General features: G+C 71.0%; 20 protein-coding genes and 1 tRNA gene. 11 read left to right on the top strand and 10 right to left on the bottom strand.

Annotated elements, in window-relative coordinates; all coding sequences use genetic code 11:
• Nucleotides 1-3: 3 nt before the first annotated feature.
• Nucleotides 4-951, top strand: a complete 948-nt coding sequence (locus ACZ7OH_RS02620) for a saccharopine dehydrogenase NADP-binding domain-containing protein (RefSeq protein ID WP_470279256.1) — start codon at nt 4-6, stop codon at nt 949-951.
• On the opposite strand, the gene ACZ7OH_RS02615 is transcribed toward ACZ7OH_RS02620, so the two are convergent.
• Entirely contained in the window at nt 944-1,870 is a 927-nt protein-coding gene (locus tag ACZ7OH_RS02615) for an AraC family transcriptional regulator (protein WP_470279255.1), read from the bottom strand. The two genes, ACZ7OH_RS02620 and ACZ7OH_RS02615, sit on opposite strands and share 8 nt — an antisense overlap.
• Nucleotides 1,871-1,954: 84 nt before the next feature.
• On the opposite strand from ACZ7OH_RS02615, the gene ACZ7OH_RS02610 reads away from it, so the two are divergent.
• A complete protein-coding gene (locus ACZ7OH_RS02610) occupies nt 1,955-2,806 on the top strand; it encodes an NAD(P)H-binding protein (RefSeq protein WP_470279254.1) in 852 nt (283 codons plus the stop codon).
• A gap of 180 nt (nt 2,807-2,986) precedes the next feature.
• On the opposite strand, the gene ACZ7OH_RS02605 is transcribed toward ACZ7OH_RS02610, so the two are convergent.
• Nucleotides 2,987-3,060: transfer RNA gene (locus ACZ7OH_RS02605), tRNA-Leu, on the bottom strand.
• A 98-nt stretch (nt 3,061-3,158) separates the two neighbouring features.
• Here ACZ7OH_RS02605 and ACZ7OH_RS02600 point away from each other — a divergent pair.
• Entirely contained in the window at nt 3,159-3,380 is a 222-nt protein-coding gene (locus ACZ7OH_RS02600; protein WP_086679911.1) for a DUF3618 domain-containing protein, read from the top strand.
• 5 nt (nt 3,381-3,385) lie between these two features.
• Here ACZ7OH_RS02600 and ACZ7OH_RS02595 read toward each other — a convergent pair whose 3' ends face one another.
• Complete coding sequence (locus tag ACZ7OH_RS02595; protein WP_470279575.1) at nt 3,386-3,811, bottom strand: hypothetical protein; 426 nt, start codon at nt 3,809-3,811, stop codon at nt 3,386-3,388.
• A gap of 204 nt (nt 3,812-4,015) precedes the next feature.
• Entirely contained in the window at nt 4,016-4,573 is a 558-nt protein-coding gene (locus tag ACZ7OH_RS02590) for a TetR/AcrR family transcriptional regulator (RefSeq protein ID WP_470279574.1), read from the bottom strand.
• Between the two features lie 114 nt (nt 4,574-4,687).
• Here ACZ7OH_RS02590 and ACZ7OH_RS02585 point away from each other — a divergent pair, with 114 nt between their 5' ends.
• Nucleotides 4,688-6,145, top strand: coding sequence for a flavin-containing monooxygenase (locus ACZ7OH_RS02585; protein ID WP_470279253.1), 1,458 nt, complete (start codon nt 4,688-4,690; stop codon nt 6,143-6,145).
• Nucleotides 6,146-6,194: 49 nt separating this feature from the next.
• Here the strand turns inward: ACZ7OH_RS02585 and ACZ7OH_RS02580 are convergent, their stop codons facing one another.
• The 3 genes from ACZ7OH_RS02580 to ACZ7OH_RS02570 form a co-directional block, all read right to left on the bottom strand.
• Nucleotides 6,195-6,665, bottom strand: coding sequence for a helix-turn-helix domain-containing protein (locus tag ACZ7OH_RS02580; RefSeq protein ID WP_470279252.1), 471 nt, complete (start codon nt 6,663-6,665; stop codon nt 6,195-6,197).
• A gap of 240 nt (nt 6,666-6,905) precedes the next feature.
• Nucleotides 6,906-8,558: an LCP family protein gene (locus ACZ7OH_RS02575; protein WP_470279251.1), complete on the bottom strand. Its 1,653-nt coding sequence runs from the start codon at nt 8,556-8,558 to the stop codon at nt 6,906-6,908.
• A 133-nt stretch (nt 8,559-8,691) separates the two neighbouring features.
• Nucleotides 8,692-10,854 (bottom strand): phospholipase A2, encoded by a 2,163-nt coding sequence (locus ACZ7OH_RS02570; protein WP_470279250.1) that lies wholly within the window; start codon nt 10,852-10,854, stop codon nt 8,692-8,694.
• A 162-nt stretch (nt 10,855-11,016) separates the two neighbouring features.
• Between ACZ7OH_RS02570 and ACZ7OH_RS02565 the strand changes: the two genes are divergently transcribed.
• A complete protein-coding gene (locus ACZ7OH_RS02565; protein WP_470279249.1) occupies nt 11,017-11,883 on the top strand; it encodes a hypothetical protein in 867 nt (288 codons plus the stop codon).
• A gap of 198 nt (nt 11,884-12,081) precedes the next feature.
• Here the strand turns inward: ACZ7OH_RS02565 and ACZ7OH_RS02560 are convergent, their stop codons facing one another.
• Both ACZ7OH_RS02560 and ACZ7OH_RS02555 read right to left on the bottom strand, forming a co-directional pair.
• Nucleotides 12,082-13,509 carry a GGDEF domain-containing protein gene (locus ACZ7OH_RS02560; RefSeq protein WP_470279248.1) on the bottom strand — a complete coding sequence of 476 codons (1,428 nt, stop codon included), beginning with the start codon at nt 13,507-13,509 and terminating at the stop codon, nt 12,082-12,084.
• Between the two features lie 295 nt (nt 13,510-13,804).
• Nucleotides 13,805-15,019, bottom strand: coding sequence for an MFS transporter (locus ACZ7OH_RS02555; protein ID WP_470279247.1), 1,215 nt, complete (start codon nt 15,017-15,019; stop codon nt 13,805-13,807).
• 383 nt (nt 15,020-15,402) lie between these two features.
• On the opposite strand from ACZ7OH_RS02555, the gene ACZ7OH_RS02550 reads away from it, so the two are divergent.
• On the top strand, nt 15,403-16,302 hold the full coding sequence (locus ACZ7OH_RS02550; protein WP_470279246.1) for an SDR family NAD(P)-dependent oxidoreductase: 900 nt from the start codon (nt 15,403-15,405) through the stop codon (nt 16,300-16,302).
• On the opposite strand, the gene ACZ7OH_RS02545 is transcribed toward ACZ7OH_RS02550, so the two are convergent.
• Complete coding sequence (locus ACZ7OH_RS02545; RefSeq protein ID WP_470279245.1) at nt 16,299-18,158, bottom strand: AMP-dependent synthetase/ligase; 1,860 nt, start codon at nt 18,156-18,158, stop codon at nt 16,299-16,301. The two genes, ACZ7OH_RS02550 and ACZ7OH_RS02545, sit on opposite strands and share 4 nt — an antisense overlap.
• A 192-nt stretch (nt 18,159-18,350) precedes the next feature.
• On the opposite strand from ACZ7OH_RS02545, the gene ACZ7OH_RS02540 reads away from it, so the two are divergent.
• The 5 genes from ACZ7OH_RS02540 (at nt 18,351) to ACZ7OH_RS02520 (ending at nt 23,472) form a co-directional block, all read left to right on the top strand.
• Complete coding sequence (locus ACZ7OH_RS02540) at nt 18,351-19,007, top strand: transcriptional regulator (protein WP_470279244.1); 657 nt, start codon at nt 18,351-18,353, stop codon at nt 19,005-19,007.
• 596 nt (nt 19,008-19,603) lie between these two features.
• Nucleotides 19,604-22,108 carry a sensor histidine kinase gene (locus tag ACZ7OH_RS02535; RefSeq protein ID WP_470279243.1) on the top strand — a complete coding sequence of 835 codons (2,505 nt, stop codon included), beginning with the start codon at nt 19,604-19,606 and terminating at the stop codon, nt 22,106-22,108.
• On the top strand, nt 22,108-22,521 hold the full coding sequence (locus tag ACZ7OH_RS02530; RefSeq protein ID WP_372664208.1) for a roadblock/LC7 domain-containing protein: 414 nt from the start codon (nt 22,108-22,110) through the stop codon (nt 22,519-22,521). The genes ACZ7OH_RS02535 and ACZ7OH_RS02530 overlap by 1 nt, the downstream gene beginning before the upstream one ends.
• Nucleotides 22,518-22,889 (top strand): DUF742 domain-containing protein, encoded by a 372-nt coding sequence (locus tag ACZ7OH_RS02525; RefSeq protein ID WP_155541361.1) that lies wholly within the window; start codon nt 22,518-22,520, stop codon nt 22,887-22,889. Before ACZ7OH_RS02530 ends, ACZ7OH_RS02525 begins: the two co-directional genes overlap by 4 nt.
• Nucleotides 22,870-23,472: a GTP-binding protein gene (locus tag ACZ7OH_RS02520; protein WP_086674902.1), complete on the top strand. Its 603-nt coding sequence runs from the start codon at nt 22,870-22,872 to the stop codon at nt 23,470-23,472. Before ACZ7OH_RS02525 ends, ACZ7OH_RS02520 begins: the two co-directional genes overlap by 20 nt.
• Nucleotides 23,473-23,480: the final 8 nt, after the last annotated feature.

Genomic DNA, 23,480 nt, shown 5'->3' with positions numbered 1-23,480 from the left:
CGCATGACTTCGGTACTGGTTTACGGCGCTTACGGACACACCGGCCGCTTCGCGGTGGCCGAGCTGCGCGAACGCGGCTTCACGCCGGTCCTTTCCGGCCGCGACGCGGCGAAGCTCGCCGGAGGACGGCCGGCCTCGGTCGACGACCCGGCGGCGCTCGACCGCGCGCTGGAGGGCGTCGCCGCGGTGATCAACTGCGCCGGCCCGTTCGCCGCGACGGCACGCCCGCTGATCGAGGCGGCGGCGCGCGCCGGCGTGCCGTACGTGGACGTCGCGGCCGAGATCGAGGCCAACCTCGACACGTTCGCGCTGGACGCCGGCACGGTGGTGGTGCCCGCGATGGCGTTCTTCGGTGGCTTGGCCGACCTGCTGGCGACGGCGGCGATGGGCGACTGGGCGGCGGCCGGCGAGATCCACGTGGCGTACGGGCTGAGCGGCTGGCACCCCACGCCCGGCACGCTCGCGGCGGGCCGGGTGTCGCGCGAACGTCGTGGCGGCAAGCGTATCCGCTTCGCGGGCGGCCGGCTGGAGCACCGCGAGGACGCGCTGCCGTCGCTTGAGTGGACGTTCCCCGACCCGCTGGGCACCAAGCAGGTGCTCGGCGAGTTCTCGATGGCCGACATCGTGACGATCCCGAGTCACCTGAAGGTCGCCGACGTCACCAGTTACATGACGACGGACGCGGCGAACGGCCTGGCGGCGGCGAACGAACGCGACGCGGCGGAGACGTTCGTGGTGGACGTCGTGGTCCGCGCAGGCGGCGAGAAGCGGCGGGCCGTCGCGCGCGGCGAGGACATCTACGCGGTCAGCGCGCCGCTGGCGGTCGAAGCGGTGGAGCGGATCCTGAGTGGACGGACAAAGGCGACAGGCGTCGCATCGGCAGGAGAGATGTTCGACGCGGCCGACTTCCTGAAGGCCCTCCACCCGCACATCGCGGTCGAACTCAGCTGAGCTCTGCCCCTCGGTAGCCGCCCGGGGTAGTGGCGTACTCGCGCCGGAAGGCTTTGGAGAAGGCGAAAGCTGACCCGTACCCGACGGCCGCGGCGACTTGCGCGACGGGCCGATCGGACCCGCGGAGCAGCTGCGCGGCGGTGGTCATCCGCCACCGGGTGAGGTAGGTGAGCGGCGGCTCGCCGACCAGCGAGGTGAACCGCCGGGCGAAGGCGGCCCGCGACAGCCCCGCCGCGGCCCCGAGCTGCTCAACGGTCCAAGCACGAGCGGGATCGCCGTGAATGGCGTCAAGAGCCCGCGCGGTAACGGGATCGGCGAGCGCACCCGACCACCCGGCGGCATCGGCCGTCTCGTGCAGCCAGGCACGCAGCATGTAGACGAGCAGGGCATCGACGAGCGAGGGAGCGACAACGGCAGCACCGGGCGGGTGCACGGCGAGCTCGTCACCGAGAAGCTGGACGAGCGCCCGCAGCCCGGGATGCCGGCCGGGCACGGCGGGCAGGTGCAGCACTTCGGGCAGGTCCCGCAGCAGCGGATGCGGCCGGTGCCGCCGCAGCCGATAGGCCCCGCAGACGATGGTCGCCCGAGCACCCGGACCAGGCACCAAGACACGCCCGAAGGGCGTCGACGAGGAGGGCCGTGTGGGCCGGAAGTCGATCAACGGGGTACCGGGCACGGAGGTCATGGCATGCGGAACGCCCCGCCCGAGCAGGACGACATCCCCGGGGCCGAGTTCGACGGGCTCGAAGTCAGGACCACCGGCCAGCGGAGTGAGCCAAGAAGTGCCCTGCAGGACAACGTGGAACGAGGCCCCGGTGACGTGGTCGAACCGCAGCCCCCAGGGAGCATGGGCCTCGGTGTGAGCGGCAACAGGAGTACCGGCCCGCAGGGCAGCAAGAACATCGGCAAGAACATCCACAAGCCCACGATACCGAGACGATCAGACAAGGAAACAAGCGTCTGAGCCATTCACCGTCTCGCAAGAAGCCCATAGCTTGAAGCAATGACAGTGTGGATCGAAGGTGCGACAGGCAAGGCCGGACGCCGCGTGGTGAACGCGCTGACGGAGGCGGGGGTCCCGGTCCGGGCAGCAAGCCGCCACCCAGGCAAAGCAAGCGGCCTGGTGACACCGGTGAAGTTCGACTGGTACGACGAATCAACGTGGACAACGGCGGTCGGCAACGCGGACGCGGTGTTCCTGAAGGGTCTGGACAGCGACGACAAGGCGGCGACGATCATCACCCGCTTCCTGGAGGCGGCCCCATCGGTGACGAGGGTGGTGCTGATGTCAGCGGTGGGGGTCGACAAGACACCGGAGGACGCACCGCGCCGAGCGGTCGAGCGGGCAGTGCAGCAGGCGGCCGAGAGCTGGACGATCTTGCGCCCGAGCTGGTTCTTGCAGAACTTCGACGAGGACGAGTGGGTATTCGCAAGGGCGTTGCGCGAGAGGAACGAGCTGTACGCGGGAACCGGCAAGAGCAAGGTGGGCTTCACGGACACAAGAGACCTGGCAGAGGCAGCGGCAAAGGTCCTGACGGAGAAGGGCCACGAAGGCCGCGGCTACACGATCACGGGCCCAGAGCAGCTGACGTTCGGCGAAATGGCAGAGCTGCTGGCAGAGACATCAGGCCGCCCGATCCACCACGTGGACGCAACACCAGAGGAGCACCGAGCACACTTCGCAAAATCAGGCCGCCCGGAGGCATGGGTGAACCACATGCTGCACCTGTTCGAGCAGGTGAGAGCAGGAGTATTCACCCCGCTAACGAACGACTTCGAGCACCTGACGGGAAAGAGGCCACAAACGCCGAAGGCGTACGCAGAGGAGAACTGGCAGCCAACAGGCCAAAGCTGACCACGGGTAGGAGCGGGGGTTCGGGGGCGAAGCCCCTGGGAGAGGGGGTTCGGGGGCGAAGCCCCCGAGAAGGGGGTCCGGGGGCGAAGCCCGCCGGGCGGGGTCTGGGGGTTGCACCCCCAGAGAACACGACGAAGTGAAGCCCGCGGAGGAGCGAAGCGACGAGCAAGGAGCGGAACGTGGGCCCGGAGAGACTCGAACTCTCACTGGCATGGACCTAAACCATGTGCCTCTGCCAATTGGGCTACGGGCCCGCTGCAGTTGGCAGCGTAGCGTGCGGCGTGGCCGGTGCGGTGGGTGCGGGGCGGTCGTCTAAGTTGGGGTTCGGTAGTTGTTGCGGCGAGGAGGACATGTGGCTCGCGATCCGGAGACGATCGAGCGTGAGATCGAGCAGGCGAGGACCGCTTTGGCGGCGACGCTCGATCAGCTGACCGTCAAGGCGGACCCCAAGAAGCTCGCGGATGCGGCGCAGCGTGGGGTGCGCGCGAAGCTGGACAACCCGAAGGTGAAGTACCCCTTGATCGGTGGGGGGATCCTCGTGGTGGTCCTGTTGGTGCGCAAGCTCCTGAAGTAGGCGGCTCAGGCGCGGGCCTGCTCGGCTGCCTTCTCGGCGGCGGGGGCGGGCTCGGCCGCGGGCTTGCTTTCCTCGACGGCTTTGGGGAGCTGCTTGCTCGGGGGCAGCGCCGGCTTCTTGTCCGCGGCGGCCTTCTCGGTGGTCTGCTGCTTCGGCACGCTGCCGGGCGGCGGGACCTCGAGCGGGGGCAGCTTGGGGAGGGTCAGCCGGGCTGTCATGTAGGCCTGGGTGAACTCGAACGCGCTGCCGTTGAGCAGGTGGACGACGGTGGTTTTGCCTTCGCCGCCGAGTTCTTCGACCAGCTGGTCGGCTCGGTCGCGCGCGGCGATGATGCCGGGTGCTCGCGCGGTGAGCTCCTTGCCGTGGCCGCTGACCGTGATCGCCCAGTCGGCGTCGTCTTGGACGTACGTCGCTGTGATCGCTTCCACCATCTGCCTCACGCCCCTCTCCCTCTCAGCATGCTTTACACAACCGTGACGCGGCTACCGCATTCCCATGACGCGGTATCTGCGCCCCCTCTCGGCTGCGAAAAGTCCAGCACACTTTCTACCGTGTCCTCGATACCGTAGAGCAACTCTGTGTCACACGACACGACAGCGCTGAGTAACGACCGAATGGCCTAATGCACTTGCAGACTACCGTGCACGGTGCTGCAGGCCGCTCCACAGCACGTCCATGGCGTATTCGGTGGCTGTCTCGGGGCTCACTTCGTCGTGGCGTTCGCACCAGATCGCGAGCCGTTCGCACGCTCCGACCACGAATTCCGCGGCCGCTTCGGCTCGCAGGTCGTCGCCGCTGTCGAAGTGGCCGCTCATCAGGGCGGCGATGAGGTCGGTCTGCTGGCGGCGGGTCTCCTCGACCTCGTCGGCGGCCGGCGTGCCGATGAGGGCCATTTCGTGCCGCAGGAGCGACCACGCCTGGCGGCGCTCGCGGATGAAGACGAAGAAGGCCAGCAGGCCGCGGCGCAGGGCGTCCTCGGCGGTGGCCGCGCCGACCGTCGCCTGCTCGGTGACCTCGCGCAGGATCGAGCGGGACTCGCGGATGCAGGCCAGGAGCAAGCCTTCCTTCGAGTTGAAGTACTCGTAGAGCATCGGCTTGGAGACGCCCACCAGTTCGGCGATCTCGTCCATGGACGCCGCCGCGTAGCCGCGCGCCGAAAACACCTCTTCGGCGACCTCGACCATCTGCCGCATCCGCTCGGCCCGGGGCATGCGCTTGCGCTTCGCGGTGGTCACGGGCGACACTCTACCGGTAGTAACCTACTCTGAGTAAGCTGGACGACGAGTAACAGGCAGCCGGGAGGCGCGATGGGCAACCGCACGGAGACCGGGGTCGTCATCGTCGGGACCGGGTTCTCCGGTCTCGGCATGGCGATCCAGCTGCGCAAGGAGGGGCGCGACGACTTCGTCATCCTCGAGAAGGCGCACGACGTCGGCGGCACGTGGCGGGACAACAGCTACCCCGGGTGCGCCTGCGACATCCCGTCGCACATGTACTCGTTCTCCTTCGAGCAGAACCCGGGCTGGTCGCGGGCGTACTCGCCGCAGCCGGAGATCTGGCGGTACATGCGCGAGGTGGCCGACAAGCACGACCTGCGCCGGTTCACCCGCTTCGGCCAGGAGATGACCGGCGCCCGCTGGGACGCCGACGAGAACCGCTGGCACGTCGCCACGAGGGGCGGCGACGAGTTCGTGGCGAACGCCCTGGTCGCCGGGGTCGGCGCCCTGCACCTGCCGATGATCCCGGAGCTGCCCGGCATCGAGAAGTTCGAAGGCCCGGCCTACCACTCCGCGCGGTGGCGGCACGACGTCGACCTGAAGGGCAAGAAGGTCGCCGTGATCGGGACCGGCGCCAGCGCGGTCCAGTTCGTGCCGAAGATCGCGCCCGAGGCGGCCGAGCTGACGCTGTTCCAGCGGACGCCGCCGTGGATCATGCCGAAGGCCGACCACGAGATGTCCGGGCGCACCCGCGCGCTGTTCAAGGCGTTCCCGCCGGCCCAGCGCGCCTACCGCAACCTGCTGTACTGGCTGCTCGAGGCGCGCGCGATCGGCTTCAACGGCCAGTCGTGGGTGATGAAGCTGGGGCAGCGCCTGGCCAAGCGCAACATCGACCGCGCGATCACGGACCCGGCCTTACGACGTAAGGTCACGCCGGACTACACCATGGGCTGCAAGCGCGTGCTCATCTCCAACGACTACTACCCGGCGCTGGCGCGGGACAACGTCGACGTCGTGACCGACGGCGTGCGGGAGGTCCGCGAGCGCAGCGTCGTGGACGCGGCCGGGGTCGAGCACGAGGCCGACGTCATCATCTACGGCACCGGCTTCCACGTCACCGACGCCTTCGACGACCTGGAGATCGTCGGCCGCGAGGGCCGGAACCTCGGCAAGGAGTGGGCGACCGAAGGGATGCGGACGCACCTCGGGATCACCGTCGCCGGCTTCCCGAACCTGTTCTTCCTGCTCGGCCCGAACACCGGGCTCGGGCACAACTCGGTCGTGTTCATGATCGAGGCCCAGATCTCCTACGTCGCCGAGGCGCTGCGGCTGGCCCGCGGCAAGGCGATCGAGCCCAGGCCCGAGGTGCAGGAGCGGTTCAACACCGCGATCCAGCGCAGGCTCGCGAAGGGCATCTGGACGCGCGGCGGCTGCAAGAGCTGGTACCTGGACGCGAAGGGCGTCAACCGGACGATCTGGCCGGGCTTCACCTGGCGGTACTGGCTGGACACGCGCAAGGTGCGCCGCGAGGACTTCCTGGTCGGCTGACCCCGACGCGGTCCCCGCCGGCGGAGGAGGCAGGCGGGGACCGCGGGGATCAGCGGGAGGCGTAGCGGCGCAGGCGCGCGATCAGGTCCACGGTCGGCAACCCGCACAGCTCGGCCATGCGCTCCAGCGCCGGCAGGTCGAGCGCGATCTCGCCGGCCCCGTGCTCGCCGGTCCGGTGCAGCCGGTCCTCGGCCCAGCGGCGCAGCGGCAGCAGGTCGTCGGAGGCGTCGGCGACGACCTTGCGCAGGTCCACGCGGACCCGGCCCGGCTCGTCGACGAACACCCGGCGGTGCACCTTGGCCAGCAGGTCCTGGGGCAGTTCGTCCATCGCGACGCACAGCTCGACCAGGCGCACCACGGAGCACTGTCTGGTGCCCAGTTCGTAGGTGGCCAGCGTCTGCAGCGAAATCTCGCTCTGCAGGTGCTGGTTCAGCTCCTTGCGCGTCCAGCCTCGGCTGCGCCTGAGCTTGCGGAGCTCGTCTCCGAGAATCCGCTGATACTCCTCAGCGTCGATCAGCACATCAATGTCCCCTGCCGTGCTCTCCCGCGGCACTCGCACGGTGGTGACAAGTTTCCCGTGCAGGTGCACCCTCACGTGTATGTAAGTGCGCAGGTGCCCGGCCCTTACGCGATTTCGGGCATGTCTTTGATACCGATTGCGCGAGTTAGGCCGATCGGGTTAACAACAGGTGGCTATGCGTGCAAATTGCATTTTGCAGGCCCCGGAAATGGTTGCCGCGACGCTGGTACCAGCCGTCTTTCAGTTGACGCAGGGAACGCCTTCGGCGGTGATCGGCTTGTCGTCGGCGGCCGGCGGCGGAGCCGGGGCCTGCGACGTCGCGCCCGCGGCGGCACCCGACCCGGCGCTCGCGTTGGAGCTGGTGCCCTCGTAGTCGGCGCCGAGGAACACCATCACGTGGCCCGCCGCGACGCTCTTGTCCTCTTGGATCGTCGGCGAGCCGCCGAGGGCGTCGGCGACGGCCTGGCCCTTGTCCTTGCCGCCCTTGGGAACCCAGATGACCGTCGTCTTGCGCGCGGTCGCGTTCGCCGTGTCGCCGGAGGTGAAGCCCTTGGCGTCGAGGGTCTTGGCGACGTTCGCGGCCAGGCCGGTCTTGCCCGAGGCGTTGCGGACGTCGACCGTGGTCGCCTTGTTGGCGGGGTCGGCCTGCTGCGCCGGCGGCGTCGTGGCGCCCGGGCGCGGCCCGGCGAGGCTCTGGACGAACTGCTTCACCTCGGCCGGGTCGACCTGGATGGCCGTGCCGTCTTCGGGGGTCTTGTACTCGACGTTCTTCACCGGGATCGTGCGGAACTCGAGCTGGCCGCCGGTCAGGCCCTTCATCTGCTGGGCGAACCCGAAGATGTCCCAGTTCTGGTTGAGCACGACCGACTTCTTGATGGCGTCGATCAGGTCGGACAGCTTGCTCGGGTTGGTCAGCGTGCCCGCCGAGAGCACCTTGCGGGCCATCCCGGCCATGAACACCTGCTGGCGGACGACCCGGTCGAGGTCGCCGTTGGGCAGGCCGTGGCGCTGCCGGACGAACTCGAGCGCCTGCACGCCGGAGATCGTGTGCTGGCCCTTGGTGAAGTCCGCGCCGGAGTACTCGTCCTTGACGTTGTTGTTCAGGCAGACGTCGACGCCGCCGATGGCCTTCGTGATGTCGCTGAAGCCGAGCAGGTTGACCGCAGCGTAGTTGTCGATGGTCGACCCGGTGAGCTTCTCGATGGTCTCGATGAGCTTCTTCGCCCCGGCCTGGTTGGCCTTGACGTCGAGCTCCTTCGGGTCGGTGACGCCCTGCTTCTGCAGATCCTTGCGGGCCTGCAGCATCGCCCGGGCGTAGGCGGAGTTGATCTTGTGCTTGCCGAAGCCGGGGATGTCCACGTAGGAGTCGCGCGGCAGCGACATCGCGACGGCCTTGCTGCCGTCGTTCGGGATGTGCACGAAGATCAGCGAGTCGGTGTTGAGCTCGCCGTCGGAGTCGCCGGCGCGCAGCTCGTCGAGCACCTCGCGCGAGAGCGGGTTGCCCTGGGCGTCGGTGCGGCTGTCCAGGCCGACCAGCAGGATGTCGCGGGCGCCGTCGGCCGGCTGGTCGCCGCCGCCGCCGTCGCTGATCACGTTCGCGTAGTTCAGCCCGTTCACCAGGCCCTGCATGGCGGCCCACGCGTACCCGGTCAGGCCCATCACCAGCAGCGACACGACGGCCAGCGCGATCTTCGCGCCGCGGAAGGAGTTGCGGCGGGCGCGCGGCGCCGGGCGGTCCTGGGGGCGACGCGGTGGCGGACCGGCGCGGCGCGCGTCCACCGGCTCGCGGCGGGGCGCCGGACGGCGAGGGGGAGGGGTGCGCCGGCCTGGCTCGTCCTGCCGGGGGCGGGCGGGGCGGCGGCCGCCTTGCCCGGTCCGAGGCGGGTGATCCACGCGGGCTACTCCTCACTGCTCAGATCGATGGTCCTGGGGTTGGGACGCATGGTGCCCTCACCTGGTTGCCGTAGCGTTACACATCCCCCCGCGAATGTGTCGCGCACCACCCAGTTTCCCGCATCCGCGCCGGTTACGCCTGGTCAGAGAGCCGAATCGCGGTCCGGCGGGCCGGCAGCAGCGTGCCGGCCGCCGCGAGCAGGGCGAACCCGGCCGTCGCCGCGTGGAGCGTGACGCCGAGGAGCTCGGACGTGCCGCCGCCGTCGGCGAACAGGAGCGAGGGTGCGCAGGCGAGCGCCGTGGCGAGCCAGGTGCCGGTCGCCGCGCCCGCCCCGAGCCGGATCGTGTGCAGCAGGAACACCCCGAGCAGCAGGTGGACGAGGCTCTGGATCGGGTCGAGCCGCAGGCCCAGCAGGTCGGCGTCGGCGGCCACCCCGCCGAAGCGGGTCAGCGCGAAACCGAACACGCCCAGCGTCGCGTACCCGATGCCGAATGCGGCGGCGGCGCGGGTCAGGACGACCGCCCGGCGGCCGGGGAGCTCGGCCGCGCGGGGCCGTCGGCCATGGTGGCTGTGCCGTTCGAACCACCAGAAGACGAGGGTCGCGGGCACCGCGAGCAGTCCGACCGCGACCAGCGTGCGCGGCCGGATCAGCCAGCTCAGCCCGTCGGTGATCCGGCTGGGCAGGTATACGACGGCGACGAGCAGCAGCATCCCGGCGAGGAACGCCAGGTAGAGGCTCATCGGCGCGCGCACGACGAACCGGCACGCGGCGGCGACGCGGGGCCGGTCGCCGAGCCGGCTCAGCGGGCCGGCCACGAGCCCGAGCACGCCGAGCTGGACCAGGCCGAGCAGCAGCACGCCCCACGGCGGGGCCGACAACGCCGCCGGGGCGCCCGGGCTGCCGAGCAGGACGGGTGGCCCGTCCCGCAGGACACTCGCCACGGCGAGGCCCGCGACCCCGGTGGCGGCGGCCGCGGCGAGCAGCCGCCGAGACGGGCGTACGCCGTCGGCGTGCGCGAAGGCGAGTTGCTGGGCGAGGAGCACGAGGGCGAACGTCGCCGCGAAGCGGGGCAGCGGCGAGCCGGTCGCGTCGGCGGCCAGTTCGCCGCCGACGACCAGCGCGAGCAGCCCGGCCGCGGCGCTGACCGGGGCGCGGCGGTGCAGGGCCAGCAGCGGCGGCGCGCAGACGATCGTCAGCAGGTAGACGCCGAGCAGCCACAGCGGGTGCAGCGCGATCCGCATGACCGTCGCCGTCGTGCCGGCCGGGATGCCGAGGAGCTCGAGCGCGAGCGGCGTCAGGAGCGCGACGACGGCGAAGATCAACGCGGGCCGCAGCAGCGGGCTGGCGCGTTCGGCCAGGAAGTGGCGGTAGCCGCCGCCGTGGTCCTGCTCGGCGCGCCAGCCGGCGGCGTTGGCGTGGCCGCCGGCGAAGAAGATCAGCGGGACGAGCTGGGCGAGCCAGGTCAGCGGCCACAGCGACGTCTCGGCCGCGCCGGCCCAGTGCGCGAGCGCCGTCACCGACTCGCCGACGAGCAGCAGGACGACCCCGCCCGCGCCGAGCAGCGCCCACCGGCCGACTTCGGCGGGGGTGGCGGCGGGCGCCGGCGGCCGCGGCTCGCGGCGGGCCCGCAGCCAGCCGCGCAGCCGGAAGACCAGCAGGCAGGCGATCACGAGCACGCCGGCGACCATGGGCCCGATCGGGTCGCCGACCGGCGGACCCCAGCGCTGGTGCCACGAGTTGACGACCAGGCCCGCCGAGTAGAGCGTCGCGACGAGCCGGCAGGTGCCCGCCGAGTTCATCGGGTTGAGGTCGCAGGCGTGGTGCATGTCGTGGGAGAGCTGGTTGTCGAGGGCTTCGCGGACCTCGGGGCCGAGCGGGTGGCCCTTGCGGTCGGCGTAGCGCAGCAGGTCGTAGCCGAGGTCGTGCGCCTTGCACGGCACCGCGTAGTCCCACTTCGTGTTGTCGTCGCCCCACGGCGTCGAGCAGCCGCCGTCGGTGTGCACGGCGCGGACGGTGCCGTCGCGGGCCGGCATCGCGCCGGGGGTGACGCCGCTGAGCGCGGTGAAGTCCTTCGGCAGCCGCGCGAGCGCGTCGGGGTGCGGGCCGGGGTGGACGAGCGCGTCGATGGCGTTCTGCGCGGCCAGGACGTCGCCGGTGGGCGGACCCTGGTCCGGCGGGGCGGGCGGGCGGGAGGCGATCAAGCCGAAGGCGAAGACGACCAGCAGGACCAGCAGCAGCCAGCCGGACGTCGACCAGGGTCGGCGGACACGCTGCGGCTCGGTCGGGGCTGGCATGGGTCAAGGGTGCCAGCCCCGCTCCGGCGGCGACACGGGGCTGACCCCCGGAAGCCGGTTGCCCGATCGGGTGGTGCTCGGGGCTGCCCCTTCTTACGTTCCGCGCCCGGCCGCGACCGGGGAGAATGACGGACGGGGGTGCGGCGACCGGGAGGGCGTGCGGTGGGCTCGCTTGTGGTGCCCGTGGAGAACACGGTGTGCGCGTTGCGCCGGCTCGCTCCCGGCGCGGCGTTGCGGTCGCCGGACTCCCCGGAGCTGCGGGTGCTGGCGCGGGCGTTGCGGTCGTGTTCGCCGGCGGAGCTGGCCGCCGGTCATCCGGGTGCGGTGGTGCGGGCGGTGCTGACGGCGCAGTCGCGGGCGCTCGACCGGGCGATGACGGGCCTGTTCGGCTCGGACGCCCCGGAGGCGGCCCGGCTGATCCGAGCGGCCCGGTTCAGCGGGCGCGGCTCCCAGCTGTCGCGGGTCCGGGCGGAGCCGGGGTTGCGGGCGGCGGCGCTGGGCTGGGCGTCGGCGACGGGCGCCCGGTTGCTGGCCGACTCGCTGCGGGGCGTGCCGCTGGTTCCGGACGCGGCCGACGGCCGGTTCGCGGCGGAGCTGGCGGTGGCGGCGTTGCTGCCGCGGGCGGAGGCGGGCGGGGAGGCTGTGCCGGTCGACGGGCGCGCGGGTTTTCTCGAGGCCCGGTCGGTGCGGGTGGGCGACAGCGGGTTCCGCGTCGACATCCGCGCGGACCCACCGGTGGAGCTGACGGGCGCCGGCGAGAACCTGGCGCTGCGGGCGCTGTGGTGGAACGGCGTTGGCCGGGTGGCGGACGACCTGGGGCACGAGTACTTGATCGTGCGGAAGGACCCGGAGGGCGCTGGGGTGGTGCGCCACTGGTGCCACCCGCGGCCGGCCCCGGGGGCGAAGGTGCTGAGGCTGGAGTCGGCGGGATACCGCGGCGAGTGCCTGCGGCTGGCCCCGGCGGCGGTGCACGGGACTTCGGCGGAGGTGCTGGTGAAGCGTGAGTTGACGGTCCGGCTGGGGGCTTAGCGCGGCGGGTTGCTGTGCTGTGGTCCGGCTTGGCGGGGCTGGGGGCGGTCGGCTGGCGCCGCGGTCCGGCTGGGCCTTACCGCGGCGGGGTGCTGTTCTGCTGTCCGCCTGGCGGGGCCGGCGGGCTGGCGCGGCCGGTCGGCGCCGTGGTCCGGCTGGGCCTAGCGCGGCGAGCTGGTGGGCAGCGCCGCTCGCTGCTTAGCCGGGCGGGTCCTCCGTGCCGCCCGGGAGTCCTCCGCCGCGGGTGTCCGGGGCGAAACACACCTGGTCGCGGCCGTTCTCCTTCGCCAAGTACACCGCCGCGTCCGCCGACTGCAGGAGCCGCTCCAATGTGTCTCCATGGCGGGGGTGGCGGGCCACGCCGATCGACGTTGTCCGGTCGGCGACCGTGGCCGGGTCGCCGCGCTTGTCCGTTGTCACGATGTGCAACTTGGCAATGGCAACGCGTATGCGTTCCGCCGCGTCCCACGTCGACTCTTCGTCGATGTCCGGGAGCAGAATGAGGAATTCCTCACCCCCGAAACGGCCGACCAAGTCGCTCGGTCTCGTCACTTCGTCGAGGGTTTGCGCAACCGTCCGTAGGACGTCGTCGCCCGCCGGATGTCCATAGGTGTCGTTAATCCACTTGAAGTGGTCGAGATCGACCATCAGCAGTGCCAGTTGATCACCCGATCGAGCGGTCCGTTCCAGTGCCCGCTCGGCCGACTCCGACCAGCCGCGCATGTTGAGAATCCCGGTTTTCGGGTCGGTCCGGACGTCGTTCTGGAGCTGGTCGAGTTCCGCGAGCCGATTGAAGACCACGGTCGCCACCGCCATCACGACGACCATCGGCGGCACGACGGCGAGCAGGATCGCGGTCACCGCGCCGAGGCCGATGGTGACCGCTTCGAGCAGGTTGTCGGCCGGGCTGCCCAGGACGTTACGCAGGGTCGGCTCGGACGAGAGCCCGAGCGCCAGTGCGCCGCCGACGTAGAGGATCTGGATGGCTTCGTACACGACACCGGTGACCACGATGGTGCCCGCTTCCCGCCAGAAGCCGGCCCAGCCGGCCTGGTCGAGCAGGTGCGGTCCGAGGGCCACGTAGGTGAGGTGCGCGACCGCCCCGGCGAGGCCGTGGGTGATCGAGGAGAAAATGAAGTTGTGAGCGGGCCGCCGGGCGATGAACCAGTGCTGCGTGCGAATCAGGGAAACGACGAGCAGGGTCAACGGAACCGGCAGGATCAACGCCGCGGAAAACGTCCACACGGCGGTGAGGTCGATCAGGACTTTTTTGGTCCGGTTTCGTCGTCGTTCCTCTTGTCTCTGCGTCAGTTGAATGTGGACAGTCGCACCGACGGCGAGAATTCCGAAATTGATCCAGTCGCGGCCGCCGGGGACCGGGGAATGGACGAAGGAAACCGCGAGAACGGCGACCGCGAGGGCCTCCAGGCCGAGCATGAACGCGATCAGCACCGGCGGCCGGCGCCACAGCGCCCAGTTGCGGGGCCGGTACGGGTGGTCGCGCCCGACCGTCCCGGCCGGACCGGCGGCCCGTTCGGCGTGCTCGTTCACCGGCGGGCGCCCGGCGCGCTCCCGCGCGGGGCCGCCACCTTCGGCGGACGGGTCGTCGTCTGGTCCGGCATGCAATTGGTCACCTCCTTTCCAGCCTAGCCCCGCACTTGAGTAATCTCATCGGTACCTGCCAGAGTGTTGACGCATTCCGCGGCCGGGTATCATCCTTCAACAACGCCGGGTTGCCGGAACGCGGCTCAATAGGTTGTCGAAGCTTCCCGAGATGGGGGTGGACCAGTGCCTAACCGTGATGGCTGACGCGACCGCGAATTGCTCGACGTCCCCAGCTGAATGTCATTCATGATCTTGCCTGTACGGAGAGGTGGCGACCGATGGCCAACCGTGACGGCTGAAACCCGTGGATATCCGTTCATGACGACCGTGGCTCCGGTTCCGCTTCGCCCACCCGGCGCCAGGACACCGCGACCGGGACCGCCAGCAGCAGCCCCACCGCGCCCGCCAGCGCGATGGTCGTGTGCGCGGAACCGAGCCACTGGGCCACGAGCCCGCCGATGCCGACGCCCACACCCTGGGCCACCCGCAGCCCCGTCCGGTAGAGCCCGCCGGCGCTGCCCCGGATCTCGTTGGGGATCCACGTGATGAACGTGGCGGTCACCGTGATCACGTACGCGCCGGTCGCCCCGGCCAGCGCGAGCAGAACGAGGGCGAAAGCCAGGTTCGGCCGCAGCGCGAACGCCGCGAGCGCGGCCAGCGGCAGCGCGGCCAGCACCCCCAGCAGCCGGCGCCGGTGCTCCGTCGAGACGAACCGCGACAGCAGGAACGTCCCGACGACGAAGCCGAGCGGATCGGCCGCCAGCAGCCATCCCACCGCCTGGTCGCCCGCGCCCAGCTGTGCGGCGAGCGGCGCGGCGAGGCCCTCCGGGATCACCGCGAGGCCGACGAGCCACGACAGGTAGAGCAGCACCCGGAGCCGTTCGTCGCCGAAAACCTGCCGGACGGCGCCGAACCACGGGGTGCCGCCGTCCCCGGCGGCCGGTCGGCGCAGCACCGCCAGCCGCACGGTGACCGCGGCGACGAGGAACGTCAGCGCGTCGATCGCCAGCGCCCACGATGTGCCGACGCCGGTCACCAGCAGGCCGCCGGCGGCGAGGCCGGCCAGCATCGCGGTGTTGTTCGTGATCCCGCGCAGGTCCTGGCTCTGCAGGTAGACGTCGTCGTCGCCGAAGATCTCGCGGCCGAGCGCGTTCTGCGCCGCGTTGCCCGGCGCGTTCGCCAGCCGGGCGAAGACGAAGAGGACGAACAGCCAGCCCATCGGCATCCCGGGCACGGCCATCAGCCCGATCAGCACGGCTTGCGCGAGCGAGCCGGACACGAGCACCGCGCGCCGCGGGAACCGGTCCGCGAGCTGGGACAACCCCAGCCCGCCGGCGAGCGCGGGCAGGAACGTCAGGGCGTAGACGACGGCGGAGAGCAGCGGCGACCCGGTCCGGTCGAAGATCAGGATGGCCAGCGCGACGATGGTCAGCTGGTCGCCGAGCATCGACTGCGTTTCGGCGAACCACAGCGCGCGGAACTCGCGGTTGGCCAGGACGGCCCGGAACCGGGGGGTCGCGCGCGTCGTCACCTCGTAACCACCGTCCCCCGATCGAGTGAATGGATCGTTCGCATTGTGCCTCGCGCGTGACGACCCCGTCCGGGGGAGTCACACTCGGCCGCCCGGAAGCACTGACAGTATGCCGCCGACTACGCGCCGGTGTCACCGGAACGCGCGTCCCTGTTCCCTTCGGAGCCGATCGGGTTACGCCGCTCCCGGGCTCCGGTGATCGGCCGTGACCGGCCCGCGGGTACCTCCGGACTGATCGAACCGGATTCGCTCGGCGCAGGCCGACGGCCGCTCGTCGTCGGGGCGCTGCCCCGTTGGGCCGGATGGGCCAAGACTGGACGCAGAGCCGGCCGGGGTGGACGGACCGCGCCAATGCCGGCGCGCCGCAGAGCGGGGAGACGACGATGGACGGGTTGATGCAGGGCAAGGCGGTCGTGGTGACCGGCGCCGGCCGTGGCCTGGGCGAGGCGTTCGCGGTGCACGTCGCGCGGGCGGGCGGGTCGGTGGTCGTCAACGACGTCGACGTCGACCTGGCCGAGCGCACGGCGGACAACATCCGCGCGCACGGCGGCCGCGCCGTGGCCAGCGGGCACAGCGTGGCCGAGGCCGGGGAGGCGCAGGAGATCGTCGACCTCTGCGTCAAGGAGTTCGGCGGGATCGACGGGCTGGTGAACAACGCCGGCCTGAACTACGAGGCGCTGCCCTGGGAGGACGACGCCGAGCAGGCGCGCGAGCTCGTCCAGGTCAACGTCATGGGCGTCGTGAACACCGGCCTCGCCGCGATCAAGGCGATGGTCGACGCCGGCACCGGCGGCTCGATCGTCAACATCTCCTCGGGCGCCTCGCTCGGGCAGCGCAAGCTCGGCGTGTACGCGGCGAGCAAGGGCGCGGTGGCGTCGCTGACCTACTCGTGGGCCCTCGACCTCGAAGAACAGGGCATCCGCGTCAACGCCGTCTGCCCGCTCGCGCACACGCGGATGGTGTGGAAGTCCGAACGCTCGCTGCGCGCGTGCCCGCCGGACCGGACGCCGTCGCGGATCGCGCCGGTCGTGCTGTTCCTGCTGGGCGAGGGCTCGCACGGCATCACCGGCCAGATGATCCGGTGCAACGGCCCGCAGCTGCACGTCATGGGCCAGCCGTTCCTCAAGGAGCCTATCCTCGAGCGCCCGGTGTGGGACACCGAGACGGTGCAGAAGGCGTTCGACGAGGTCTTCTCCGCCCACCTGGAGAACTACGGCCTGGAAAAGCGCGTCCCGCCGCGGCTGCGCAAGTGGACGGAGTCGACCTCGCCCCGGACCGCCTAGGCGCCCGCGGCGGGCTCGCGCGCCGCCGCGTACAGGGCCTCGATGTCGGCCGAATAGCGGTCGTTGATGACCCGGCGCTTGAGCTTGAGCGTCGGGGTCAGCTCGCCGGACTCGGGCGTCCACGCCTTCGGGAGCACGTGGTAGCGCTTGATCTGCTCGATCCGGGCCAGCCTGCTGTTCGCCGACTCGACCGCGCGCTCCAGCTCGGCCCGCACGGCCGGGTGGTCGGCGAGCTCGGTGAGGTCTTCGGGGGCCGCCTCGACGCCGTTCGCCGCGGCCCAGCCGGGGGCGATCTCGTCGTCGAGCACGATCAGCGCCGTCACGTAGGGCCGGTCGTCGCCGATCGCGACCGCCTGGCCGATCAGCGGGTGCTCCTTGAGCAGGCCCTCGACGCGGGTCGGCGCGATGTTCTTGCCGCTCGAGGTGATGATCAGCTCCTTCTTGCGGTCGGTGATCGTCACGAAGCCGTCTTCGTCGATCGTGCCGATGTCGCCGGTGGCGTACCAGCCGTCGGCGTCGGTGGCGTCGGCGATCGTCCCGTCTTCCTGCAGGTAGCCGAGGAAGACGATCGGGCCGCGCACCAGCAGCTCGCCGTCTTCGGCGACCTTCACCTCGACGTCGGCGAGGGGCTTGCCGACGGTGCCCGCACGGAAGTGCTCGCCGGAGTTCGACGTCGCCGCGCCGGTCGTCTCGGACAGGCCCCAGACCTCGCAGATCTCGACGCCGAGGCCGGCCAGGAAGTAGATGATCTCCACCGGCAGGGCGGCCGCGCCGCTGGAGGCGACCAGCACCTTGTCGAGCCCGAGCAGCGCGCGGATCGGGGCGAGCGCGGTCTCGTCGGTCTGCCGGATCTTCTCGGCCAGTTCTTCGGGCACCGGCTGCCCGGCGCTGCGCAGCTTGTAGCCCTGCTGCAGCAGCTCGTTGGCCTGCAGCAACGCGGTGCGCCGGTCCTCGGGCACGCCGCCGAGCATGTTCTTCAGCCCCGCGACCATCTTCTCCCACACGCGCGGGACGCCGAAGAAGCTCTCCGGGTGCACTTGGCCGAGCGCGCCGACGACGCCGGACGGGTCGGCGAGCGTGTGCACGTGCCCGGCCCAGACGATCGGCAGGTAGATCGACAGCTCCCGCTCGGCGATGTGCGCGAGCGGCAGGTACGCGATGTTCGACGCGTGCATCGGCGGGTGGTGCAGCTCGGTCACCGCGTACGCCTGGTGGATCGCGTTGCGGTGCGACAGCACGACGCCCTTGGGGTCGCCGGTCGTGCCGGAGGTGTAGATCATCGACAGCGGGTCGTCCGGCTTGATCTCCTGCCAGGACCGCTCGAAGGCGCCGGGATCGGCGGCAAGCGCTTCCCGGCCCCGGGCGCGCACGTCGGCGAAGGAGTGGAAGCGGTCGTCGCCTTCGGGGATGGCCGACTCGTCCATGACGACGATGTGGCGCAGGGCCGGGAGGTCGTCGAGCACCTGCCGCCAGCGCGCCAGCTCGCTCTCCCCGCCGAGCACGACGACCGGCGCCGCGCTGTGCCGCGCGACGAACCGGATCTGGTCCGGGCTGAGCGTGGCGTAGGCGGTGCACGGGATCGCGGACAGGTGCGTCGCGGCGAGGTCGGCGATGATGTGGTCCGGGCAGCCCGGCGCCATGATCAGCATCCGGTCGCCGGCGGCGAGCCCGAGCCCGGCGAGGCCGCGCGAGACCTCCGAGATCGCGGTGCGGAACTCCAGCCAGCTGAGCGTCGGCTTGCCTTCGATGTCGAGCGAGGTGATCGCCGGCAGGTCCGGGTAGTCGACCGCGTTGCGGTGCAGCAGCCGCGGGATCGTCAGGCCTTCGGTCTGCTCGGCGACGGACGGGGTGGTCAACGCTGGCCTCCTCGGTGCTGAAGATGGCCACACTGTATTGGCTCCCCGCCGAGGTGGATAGAGAATCGCGGCCACGCCAAACGTCCCCTTCACACCGGCTCGCGCGGTCAGGTCCCCACGACTGTCCACAGTGCACACGGGCGCCGGCGCGCGAACTCCGGTTCAATGGAGGAGGACTTCCAGGGGGGAACGATGACGCGGTCGGCTCGGAAACTGCTCGACGAGATCCAGGCGGAGCTCGCGCCGCACGACGGCGACAACCGGCTCGTCCCGCTGATCACCGCGGGCCGCGCGCCGCGCGCGGTGTTCACCGCGCTCGCCGCGGAGGAGAAGCGGATCACGCTGTCCGACTGGCGCAGCTTCCACGCGCTCGCCGCCCGCGCCGACGAGCCGAACGCGCGGACCTTCTTCGGCGGGCTCGCGCCGGGGGAGCAGCAGGCGAACGGGATGCTCGACGCGTTGCAGGCGGCGGCTGGTCCGGACCACGGGAAGGAACGGCCGCGCGCGGGTTGCCAGGTCTACCCCGCGTACGTCGCGTGGCTCGCGCTGAACGGCGAGTCGTCGGCGACCGCGGCGGGGATCTTCGCGAACTTCGCCGCCTTCGGCCGGTACTGCAAGGACGTCGCCGCGGGCATGCGCCGGCACTACGGCTTCGGCGACGACGCTTGCGCGTTCTTCGACTTCTTCGCGGCGGACGTTCCGGAAATTGAAGAACAAGCGCTCGCCGCGATCCAGGCCGGCCTCGACGCGCACCGGCTCGACGAACGCGAAGCCCACCTTTACGCCCGGCTGTTCCAGAGCTACGAACTGCAGTTCTGGAACACCCTCGCGGACGAGTTCCCGGGCTGACGGCCGCGGAACCGGTTCCAGGGCGTTCCGGGGCGCCACTCGCGGTGGTCGAACCACCGTGCATGCGGAATAGCGGGAATTTCGTCTTGCCGTCCGGTGAATCCGCGGTGAGGGTGGCGAATGCCACGCAATTCGCTTTGCGGAGCCCGCGAACCCCGGACGAAGGAGCCGTCCCCGGTCGCCGTGGTCCGCTCGTGACCTTTCTCACCGAACCAACCGGCCGTTCCGTACGTAGGGCGTCCCCGCCGGAGCGCCGGTCGATCGCCCCACCGAAGAGCGTGCACCCAAGGGGCGAAACGGAAGTCGACCTGGGACGAACGTCACGACTTTCGGTGGTGGACTTTCCAAGCGCAGGCAGCAAGTGTGGACGGGTCACCGTTTCAAGATCACGTTCTCGCCACGGACTTGACGCGCCCTACGGGGCTGCATACCGTCGTCGCGGGCGAAGCAGACCACGGTGATGTTGATCCGGCTGGTCGGAATCCGGGTGTTGACCGCCTCGGGCGACCCGAAACCATGTACTGCCGGAAGGAAAACGGACCCAGGTGAAGCAGATTTCTCTTCGACGCAACCGGGGATCCTCGATTCGGAAGCGCGTGCTCACGATCGCGCTCATCCCCAGTGTTGCCTTGCTGTTGGTCGGCGTGGCCCTCGCGGGCTACCTCATCTACGACGCGGTCACCGCGCGCGACTACACGACCAAGATCCGCAACTCGGAAGCCCCGGCGATCCCGTTCTTCGCCGCGATCCAGCAGGAGCGCCAGGCGACGTTGAGCCTGCTGGCCGGCCAGGGCAACCAGCGGGCCGTGCTCGCGGCCGTCCGCCCGAAGGTCGACGCGACCGCCGCGAAGGAGATCGAGAACCTCCGCGACAACTTCGCCGACTACAACGGCACGCCGCCGAGCGTCCAGAAGAACATCGCCACGTTCTTCGGGCTGTTCCAGCAGCTGCCGCAGACCCGCCAGGCGGTCGACGGCGGCCAGATGCAGATGCTGCAGGCCTTCGGCTACTACAACAAGATCATCGACCAGTTCACCGACGGCGTCGCCGGGCTGGCGCAGAACGCCCGCGGCGCGCAGAACGCGTTCGACCGGCTGACCGCCATCCCGATGTTCACCGCCGCGGACGAGATGCAGCGCAGTGACGCGCTCGCCGCGGCCGGGCTGGCCGCGGGCGGCCTCGGCAACGACGAGTTCCGCACCTACGTCGGCCAGGTCGGTGCCTACCACGCGCAGCTCGACGCGTCGGCGCCGAAGATGATCCCCGAGGTCAAGGCGAAGTACGACCAGCTGCTGGCCAGCCAGCCGTGGCAGACGGTGACCCAGGTCGAAACCGCTTTCCTGCGCGGTGACCTGTCGAAGCTGCCGGTGGCGCAGGACCAGTGGCGCACCGCCGCCCGCCAGGTCGGCGACGCCCTGATGGGCATCTTCGTGGCGCAGAGCTCGAACGCGAGCCAGGCCGCCATCGACGACGCCGACTCGACGTTCACCGAGTCGCTGATCGCCGGCGTGATCGCGGTCCTGTTCGCGGTCTTCGTGGTGTTCGTCGCCGTCCGGCTGTCGAACCGGCTCATCGGCCGCCTGCACCGGCTGCGCGAGGACACCCTCGACGCGGCCGAGGTCCGGCTGCCCGAGCTGGTCGCGCGCGTCCAGGCAGGTGAGCCCGTCGACCTCGAAGAGGGCGGCCACTTCCTCGACCACGGCACCGACGAGATCGGCCAGGTCGCCGACGCGTTCAACAAGGCGCAGCAGACCGCCATCGCGGCCGCCATCGACGAGGCGAAGATCAAGGAGGGCACCAAGACGGTGTTCCTCAACATCGCCCACCGCAGCCAGGTCATCGTGCACCGCCAGCTCAAGGTGCTCGACCAGGCCGAGCGCAAGCAGGAGGACCCGGAGCAGCTGGACACCCTGTTCCAGCTCGACCACCTCTCCACCCGCGCCCGCCGCAACGCCGAGAACCTGATCATCCTCGGCGGCGGGCAGCCGGGCCGGCAGTGGCGCAACCCGGTCGGGCTGGCCGAGCTGGTCCGCGGCGCGTCCGCCGAGACCGAGGACTTCGCCCGGGTCAAGACCGCCGCGCTGCCGCAGATCGCCATCCGCGGCCCGGTCGTCGGCGACCTCGTGCACCTGCTCGCCGAGCTGATCGACAACGCGACGTCGTTCTCGCCGCCGCAGTCGCGCGTCGAGGTGCGCGGCAACGTGGTCGGCAAGGGCGTCGTGATCGAGGTCGAGGACCAGGGTCTCGGGCTCGAGCCGGACCAGACCGAAGAGATCAACTCGATGCTGGCCAACCCGCCGGACTTCGGGATCATGGCCCTGTCCGACGAACCGCGCCTCGGCCTGTTCGTGGTCGCGCGGCTGGCGGCCCGCCACGGCATCCAGGTGCACCTGCGCGAGTCGGCCTACGGCGGCACCCGCGCCATCGTGCTGGTGCGCACCGACCTGCTGGCCCCCTTGTCGGAGTCCGAGCCGGAGCAGCCGATCACCCCGCCGAAGCCGGAGCTCGTGCCGAACCCGGTCGAGCCGGAGCCGGTGAACGACGAGGTCGCGCCGCTGCGGCGGCCGGTCCGCCGGCCGGCCCGCCACCGCACCGAGCCGCCGGCCCCGGTGACCCAGCCCGAGCCGGTCGCGCCCCTCGCGCCGCCGGCCCCGGCGCAGCCGCCGTCCGCGCCGACGCCGGTCCCGGTCGGGTCGGTGTCCGTCTCGGAGCCGGTCAGCCAGCCGACCCAGGCGCAGCCGGCGGTCGCGCCGGTGCGCCCGGCCGCGCCGCCCGCCCGGACGTCGCGCCCGGCCCGCCCGGCCGCGCAGCAGCCGGTGTGGCCGCCCTCGGAGCCGCGTCCCGCGGTGCCCGAAGGCCGGCCTTCGCAGCCGCGTCGCCCGGAGGCCCCCGGCCGCCCGCCGCTGCCGCAACGGCGACGTCAGCAGAGCCTCGTTCCCCAGCTGCGGGAAGATAGGCCCGCACAGGAACGCGAAGAGGTCAGGCTGGACTCGCCGGAAGCCGCCCGCAGCAGGCTGTCCGCTTTCCAGCAGGGCACCCGCCGGGCCCGTGACGAAGAACAACCGGCTGAGAACGACGACAGGTACGGAGAGCGCGACTAATGGCCAACGTCAGTGAGCTCGACTGGCTGCTGGACGACCTCGTCAAGCGGGTCGCCGGGGCGGACCGCGCGGTGGTCTTGTCCTCGGACGGCCTGCTCATCGGGCGGTCGGGCAACCTGTCCGAGGAGGACGCCGAGCACCTCTCGGCGGTCGCCTCGGCGTTCCAGAGCCTCGCCCGCGGGACCGGCCGGCACTTCGGCGGCGGCAACGTCCGGCAGACGATGGTCGAGATGGACCACGCGTTCCTGTTCGTGACGGCGGCCGGCCGGGGCGCCTGCCTCGCACTCCTGGCCCGCGAAGACGCGGACATGGGCCTCGTCGCGTACGAGATGAACCTGATGGTGAAGCGCGTCGGCCAGGTGCTCACCTCGGCCCCGCGCACCGGCGCCGGCGTCCTGCCCACGTCGCCATGAGCGGACGGCACGAAGCCTGGTTCGACGACGAGGCCGGCCCCCTGGTCCGGTCCTACGCGGTCACGGGCGGCCGCACGCGGTCGGACACGCTCGGGCTCGACCTCATCACGCTCGTCGTGGCGCTGCGGACGGCGCACGAAGCGGGCATGCTCGAACCGGAGTACGCGCGCATCATCGCCCTGTGCCAGCGGCCGGTTTCGGTGGCGGAGGTCGCCGCCCGCGTCGACCTGCCGCTGCCGGTCGTCAAGGTGATGCTCAGCGACCTCATCGAGCAGAACCTGGTGCTGTTCCGTACCGCGGCACCGGCCCAGGAATCCCCCAACCGACACGTATTGCAGGCGGTCCTTGATGGCATCCGGAAACTCTGACCCCCGGCGGAACCTGACCGCGACCGCGGTCAAGGTACTCATCGCCGGCGGGTTCGGGGTCGGCAAGACCACGATGGTCGGCTCGGTGAGCGAAGTGCCGCCGCTGCGTACCGAAGAGGTCATCACGACCGCGTCCGAGGGCGTCGACGACCTCTCGGGGATCGAGCAGAAGACCACCACGACGGTCGCGCTCGACTTCGGCCGCATCACGATCAACCCGGACCTGATCCTGTACCTGTTCGGCACGCCGGGACAGGACCGGTTCTGGTTCATGTGGGACGAGCTGGCGGAGGGCGCGCTCGGCGCCGTCGTGCTGGCCGACACCCGCCGGCTGGACAGCTGCTTCGCGGCGGTCGACTTCTTCGAGCGCCGCAACCTGCCGTTCGTCGTCGGCGTGAACTGCTTCGACGGCGCGTACCGCTACGGCACCGAGGAGGTCCGGCAGGCGCTCGACGTCGGCATGGACGTCCCGCTGCTGCTGTGCGACGCGCGTGAGCGGGAGTCGACGAAGCAGGTGCTGACCAGCCTGATGGAACACGTGATGGCGCGGTCCGACCTGGCGGCCGCCCAGGGCGGCTACTAGACCGGACC

This window comes from Amycolatopsis sp. NPDC114478, from assembly GCF_055633805.1.
This window is presented reverse-complemented; position numbering and strand designations above follow the sequence as displayed.

Excerpts from the sequence above, each read along its gene's own strand:
- ACZ7OH_RS02620 (WP_470279256.1), top strand. The coding sequence starts at position 4 with ATGACTTCGGTACTGGTTTACGGCGCTTACGGACACACCGGCCGCTTC.
- ACZ7OH_RS02610 (WP_470279254.1), top strand. The coding sequence starts at position 1,955 with ATGACAGTGTGGATCGAAGGTGCGACAGGCAAGGCCGGACGCCGCGTG.
- ACZ7OH_RS02595 (WP_470279575.1), bottom strand. The coding sequence starts at position 3,811 with ATGGTGGAAGCGATCACAGCGACGTACGTCCAAGACGACGCCGACTGG.
- ACZ7OH_RS02590 (WP_470279574.1), bottom strand. The coding sequence starts at position 4,573 with ATGCGGCAGATGGTCGAGGTCGCCGAAGAGGTGTTTTCGGCGCGCGGC.
- ACZ7OH_RS02585 (WP_470279253.1), top strand. The coding sequence starts at position 4,688 with ATGGGCAACCGCACGGAGACCGGGGTCGTCATCGTCGGGACCGGGTTC.
- ACZ7OH_RS02570 (WP_470279250.1), bottom strand. The coding sequence starts at position 10,854 with ATGCCAGCCCCGACCGAGCCGCAGCGTGTCCGCCGACCCTGGTCGACG.
- ACZ7OH_RS02550 (WP_470279246.1), top strand. The coding sequence starts at position 15,403 with ATGGACGGGTTGATGCAGGGCAAGGCGGTCGTGGTGACCGGCGCCGGC.
- ACZ7OH_RS02540 (WP_470279244.1), top strand. The coding sequence starts at position 18,351 with ATGACGCGGTCGGCTCGGAAACTGCTCGACGAGATCCAGGCGGAGCTC.
- ACZ7OH_RS02530 (WP_372664208.1), top strand. The coding sequence starts at position 22,108 with ATGGCCAACGTCAGTGAGCTCGACTGGCTGCTGGACGACCTCGTCAAG.
- ACZ7OH_RS02525 (WP_155541361.1), top strand. The coding sequence starts at position 22,518 with ATGAGCGGACGGCACGAAGCCTGGTTCGACGACGAGGCCGGCCCCCTG.
- ACZ7OH_RS02520 (WP_086674902.1), top strand. The coding sequence starts at position 22,870 with ATGGCATCCGGAAACTCTGACCCCCGGCGGAACCTGACCGCGACCGCG.